3 protein-coding genes are annotated in these 4997 nt (G+C 62.9%); all 3 read left to right on the forward strand.

Features of this window, described 5'->3' with window-relative positions; genetic code table 11:
• A partial coding sequence (locus GXY33_08285) for a hypothetical protein (GenBank protein NLX05127.1) occupies positions 1–2555 on the forward strand: 2555 nt, incomplete at its 5' end.
• A 161-nt stretch (positions 2556–2716) separates the two neighbouring features.
• Positions 2717–3895 (forward strand): Gfo/Idh/MocA family oxidoreductase, encoded by a 1179-nt coding sequence (locus tag GXY33_08290; GenBank protein ID NLX05128.1) that lies wholly within the window; start codon positions 2717–2719, stop codon positions 3893–3895.
• Between the two features lie 31 nt (positions 3896–3926).
• Entirely contained in the window at positions 3927–4895 is a 969-nt protein-coding gene (locus tag GXY33_08295) for a sugar phosphate isomerase/epimerase (GenBank protein ID NLX05129.1), read from the forward strand.
• The last annotated feature ends 102 nt before the right edge of the window (positions 4896–4997 follow it).

A 4997-nucleotide genomic window follows, 5' to 3' on the forward strand; every position in this document is an offset into this window, starting at 1 on the left:
CGGGATACATCTGGTTCTGGAATGGCCGGATCACCAGGAAAGACCTGCGGGCGCAGTTGAAGGACATGGCTGAGCACGGGGCCATGAGCGTCTGGCCGCTGCCGGCGCCGCGGAGTTTTCGGCCGACTTTCATGCCGACTTCGCTGGAACCGGACTACCTGACCGCCGGTTTCCTCGATCACTACCGATACATGGTGGAGCAGGCGCAGCGGCTGGGTATGAATGTCTGGCTGTACGACGACGGCGGCTGGCCCTCCGGCATGGCGTGTGGCCGGATCGTCAGGAAGAAGCCGTCATTGGCGCAGCAGAACCTGGATCGGCGCGTGCTGGAGCCCGAGAAGGGCGAGGTGGTTGTCATTCCGGAGAACTGCCTTGCCGCATTTGCCTACGAGGCGGGGAAACGCCGGCGCCGGCTGACGCCCGGGACGGTTCTGGAGATCGCCAAGACGCCGACGCGGATCGAGGTGTATTTCGTGCAGCGAATCGATGCGGCCCTCGCCTGCCGCAATGAGACCGTCAATGCCGCCACCTTCTATCCGGACCTGCTGAATCCGGACGCCACCCGTGAGTTCATCCGCATGACGCACGAAGCGTTCAAGACGGTCATCGGCGAGCACTTCGGCCAGACGGTCCCGCTGGTCTTCACCGACGAGGTCAAGGTGTCGAACCGCCCGTGGACCGACGGCTTGGCCGAGGACTTCCGGCGCACGTACGGATACGACCTGCTCGAAAAGCTGCCGGACGTGTTCAAAGGGGACGAAGCGGAAGGCATGCGGACGCGGGTGGACTACTTTGACTGGTGGAGCCGTCGATTCGCCGAAACGTTCTTCGCACCCGTTGCCAAATGGTGCCGCAAGAACGGGCTGCTGTTTGCCGGGCATTTGGGCGGCGACGGCGACGCCGGTACGGTGGGGGCGCGGATCTACGGTTTCGGGCATCCGCTGCGCACATTGAGAGAACTTGACATTCCGGGCATCGATGCGATCTGGCGTCAGATCTTCCCGGGCCGGCCGACCGTCAAGGTCTTTCCGGGCGGCAGCAAGGTCCAGGTGAATGCGAACCACTTCTACACGAAGTACGCTTCGACGGTGGCGCATCAGGAGGACCGGCCGTGGGTCATTACGGAGTCCTTTGCGGTGTACGGTGCGGGCCTGACGCCGGCCCAAACCAAGTGGATCACCGATTTCCAATACGTTCGCGGGGCGAACCTGATGACGATAGGCGGCTACCAGTTATCGAACCGCGACCACTTCATGGGTGGGCAGCGGCCGGTCCAGGGGCCGTTCAACTCACTGTGGAAGCATATGGACCTCTATCACGGCTACGTGGCTCGGATGAGCTACCTGCTGAGCCGCGGTCGGCCGCTGGTGGAGACAGCGGTGTACTATCCGGTCCGGGACCTGTGGGCCGGCGGGCCGGAGGTAGGCGCCGTCATAGAGTCCCACGACACCCTTGCCCAGCGGCTTCTGGAGTGCCAGTGCGATTTCGATCTGATCGATGATGACGTTCTCGAGCGCGGCTCGACGAAGGTCGGCGGCGGGTTCCTGCAGGTCGGGCCGATGCGGTACCGGACGATCTTCGTGTGCCGGACCCGGTGGATGACGGAGCAATCGCAGCGGGCGCTCCGGCGATTCTCGGAGAAGGGAGGTCGGGTTTTCTGGGTGGATTCGGAGGTCAAGTCGAGGAAGGGTGCGGGCGGTTTGGCCATCGAACGGGCGGATATCGCGAAGTATGCCACACCTCTGATCGAGGTCGAGAACGGCAACACGATGATTCGCGTCTGTGCGCGCGACCTGGCCGACGGGCGGCTGTACTTTGTCACCAACGAGGCCCTGGGCAGGACCGCCTGCACGATCAGGTTCCGTGAGACTCAGCCGATGGTCATCCTCGATCCGGAAACCGGGAGTTGTCACCAGCCCGCGGAGGCCGATTTTGCCGACGGTGTGTGGGCGCTTCGCTTGAAGATGGAGTTCGCCGGCTCGTGTGTGGTGCTCTTCAGCGAGGACGCCAGGTCTGCCGAGATTCGCGAGCCCCTCCGTACCCGGGTATTGCGCCGTCTCGATCGCGGCTGGACTTGCCGGAAGAGGCGCGCGTATCGTCTTGGCGTGCATGATTTTGAGGTGGATGAGCGGTTTGGCGATAGGGCGGTTTCGATCCGGCTGGGCGACTGGCGGAGCAAGCTGGGCAAGGGTTTTTCCGGTGATGCGGAGTACGCCGTCCGTTTTGACTGCGACGCCGAGATGGTGGGGCGGGCCGAGCGGCTTGACCTCGGGCGGGTCCGCTATGCCTGTGAAGTGATCATCAACGGCGAGTCGGTGGGTCGGCGGGTCTGGGCGCCGTATGTGTTTGCAATCAGTGACCGGCTGCGGGTCGGGCCAAACGAGATACGGGTCATCGTCACCAATACCATGGCCAATGAGTTCGCTACGACGAAGGTGCTGGACCAGTGGCCCAGCCAGATCATCGGCCCGTACCACGGCATCGCCAAGCTTTTCGAAGCCGAGTCGCTTCCGAGCGGGCTGTTCGGTCCGGTGAGCATATTGGGGAGCCGGTAGGGCTTGCGGGCCGTCGATCGGAGAAGCAGGACGGGGCCGGAGAAACATCGGTATTGTGGTCCGGCGGGGAGTTCGACCATTGACATCCGGGTCGATTGGACTATGATCGTGCTTGGTTTGAATAAGGGTTAATAATCCTGTCTTGGATGGAGGTATTAAGGATGGCCAAGCGTACGGTTAACGTGGCACTGATCGGTCAGAAGTTCATGGGCAAAGCGCACAGCAACGCGTACATGAAGGTGGCGAAGTTCTTCGATCTGCCGGTGATTCCCGTAATGCATACGACGGTGGGGCGGGAGATCGAGGATCCGGAGAGCTTCGCGAAGCACTGGGGTTGGCAGAACTTCGATACGGACTGGAAGCGGGTGGTCAACTCGCCGGAGATCGATCTGGTGGACATCGTGACGCCGAACGATCTTCACGAGGACATCGCGATCGCGGCTTTGAAGGCGGGCAAGGCGGTGGCGTGCGAGAAGCCGCTGGCCCACACGTGGAAGGCGGCCAAGGCGATGGTGGACGCGGCGAAGACGGCGAAGAAGCCGACGTTCGTGTCGTTCAACTACCGTCGGGTCCCGGCGATCGCGCTGGCCCGGCAGATCGTTCGCGAGGGGCGGCTGGGGCGGATCTACCACGTACGGGCCCAGTACCTGCAGGACTGGGGCGGTCCGGACACGCCGCTGGTGTGGCGGTTCGAGAAGAAGCACGCCGGGTCGGGCGCCCACGGCGACCTGAACGCCCACCTGATCGACATGGCGCGGTTCATCACCGGCCAGGAGTTCACCGAGGTGTCGGGTATGCAGGAGACGTTCATCAAGGAGCGGGTGATTCCGGTCGAGGACACCGGGATTTCGGCCTCGGTGGCCAAGCGCAAGGCCAAGGGCAAATCGACGGTGGACGATGCGCTGCTGTTTATGTGCCGGTTCACGGATGGGGCGATCGGGAGTTTCGAGGCCAGCCGCCTGGCGACGGGCAACAAGAACGGGAACCAGATCGAGATCAACGGCGAGAAGGGGTCGCTGTACTTCAACTTCGAGCGGATGAACGAGTTGATGTTCTACGACGCCACTCAGCCGGAGCACCTGCAGGGCTGGACGGACATCCTGGCCACGAACCCCAGCGTCCATCCGTACTTCAACGCGTGGTGGCCGGTGGGCCATATCATCGGCTACGAACACACGTTCATCAACGCCTTCGCGGACATCTTCCGGGTGCTCGGCGGCCAGAAGCCGGTGGTGCCGCTGCCGGACTTCGCGGACGCGCTCAAGACCCAGCAGGTGCTGGAGGCATCGCTGGAGTCGGCGAAGCACAAGAACTGGGTGAAGGTCAATTCGATCAAGTAGGGCGGCGACATTTGCGATGGAGGACTGAGCGATGAAGATAGGTGTGATGTCGGCTGGGCTGGGCGGAATGGGCTTCGAGAAGGCCCTGGACTATTGCCAGAGCCTGGGACTGGGGGCGATCGAGCTTCCGGTCGGGTGCTATCCGGGAACGCCGTTCTTCGATCCGGAAGCGGTGCTCAAGAGCGCCGATGAGCAGAACCGGATCAAGGACATGTGCAAGCAGCGCGGCTTGGAGATCTCGGGCTTGGCGGTGCACGGGAATCCGGTGCACCCGGACGCGGCGGTGGCCAAGGAGCACACGAAGGCCCATGAGACGGCGGTGAAGCTGGCCCGGAAGCTGGGTACGACCGTGGTGATCAACTTCAGCGGTTGTCCGGGCGGCAGCAAGAAGGACACGACGCCGAACTGGGTGACGTGCCCATGGCCGCCGGATTTTTCGGACGCGGTCAAGTACCAGTGGAACGACGTGCTGATCCCGTTCTGGACGAAGCAGAACAAGCTGGCTGCGGACGAAGGCGTGAAGATCGGCTTTGAGGCGCATCCGGGGTTCTGCGTGTACAACACCGAGACGCTGCTGTGTCTGCGGAAGGAATGCGGCAAGCAGCTTGGGGCGAACTTCGATCCGAGCCACTTTTTCTGGCAGGGGATCGACCCGATCGAGTCGGCCCGCGAGTTGGGCAAGGCCAAGTGCATCTGGCACGTGCACGCGAAGGACACGTCGATCGACCCGCGGAACACGGCGCTCAATGGCGTGCTGGACACCAAGAGCTACGGCGACGTGGCGGTCCGGAGCTGGGTGTTCCGGACGGTCGGTTACGGTCACGGCGATGAGTTCTGGAAGCCGTTTATCAGCATGCTGCGGACGTACGGTTACGACGGCGTGCTGAGCATCGAGCACGAAGACAGCCTGATGAGCGTGCAGGAAGGCTTCGAGAAGGCGGTCGAGTACCTCAAGGGCGTGATCGTCAAGGAGAAGGCCGGGGCTGCTTGGTGGTTCTAGGAGCGGCACGGAGCACGCGGAGAAGGCCTGAGATCAGGTAGACCAGGCAAGGGGCGTGTACGTTTTGTACAAGACGTACACGCCGTGCAAGACCGGGATTCC

It is taken from the genome of Phycisphaerae bacterium, assembly GCA_012729815.1.
Lineage (GTDB): Bacteria > Planctomycetota > Phycisphaerae > JAAYCJ01 > JAAYCJ01 > JAAYCJ01.